Origin of the sequence: Poseidonocella sp. HB161398 (genome assembly GCF_005870025.1) — a bacterium.
GTDB lineage: Bacteria > Pseudomonadota > Alphaproteobacteria > Rhodobacterales > Rhodobacteraceae > Mangrovicoccus.
This window is the reverse complement of the sequence record NZ_VATA01000263.1, coordinates 1-731: the sequence shown is the minus strand read 5'-3', so window position 1 is coordinate 731 and position 731 is coordinate 1. Positions and strand designations below refer to the sequence as shown.

General features: G+C 68.1%; 1 protein-coding gene. It reads left to right on the top strand.

Translation table 11 applies throughout. The features are described from left to right. On the top strand, positions 1-731 hold a 731-nt coding region (locus FGX59_RS37160; protein WP_138473502.1), incomplete at both ends, for an ABC transporter permease.

The window sequence follows — 731 nt, the reverse complement described above, 5'->3', positions numbered from 1 at the left end:
CGCGGCCGCAATGCCGTGCCCTTCCTCTTCGAGCAGGACTGGACGATGTGGCTCGGCGGCGACCAGCTGGGCCGGCCGCTGCTGGCGCGGATCATCGTCGCCGCCTCGAACACCATGGCGGTGGCGACCGGCGCGGTGATCGCCTCGATGGTCATCGGCTCGTCGCTGGGGCTGATCGCGGGCTATTCGCGCGGCCGCGCCGGGCAGATGATCCCGCGGCTCGCCGACGTCATCATGTCCTTCCCGTCGCTGCTCCTCGCCGTCATCGTGCTCTACATGCTCGAGCCCTCGGTCGGGAACATCATCCTGGTGCTCGCGATCACCCGCATCCCGGTCTATCTGCGCACGACCCGCGCCGAGGTGCTGGAGATCCGCGAGCGGATGTTCGTCCAGGCGGCGGTCGTGATGGGCGCCTCGACGCCGCGGATCATCTTCCGCCACATCCTTCCCGTCATCCTGCCGACGCTGGTGACGATCGCGACGCTGGATTTCGCCTTCGTGATGCTGGCCGAGAGCTCGCTTTCGTTCCTCGGCATCGGCATCCAGCCGCCCGAGGTGACCTGGGGGCTGATGGTGGCGCAGGGGCGGCCCTATCTGACCTCGGCCTGGTGGCTGAGCTTCTGGCCCGGCCTGGCGATCATCCTGACCACGCTGTCGCTGAACCTCTTGTCGAACTGGATGCGCATCGCCCTCGACCCGACCCAGCGCTGGCGCCTCGAAACCGGAGGAAA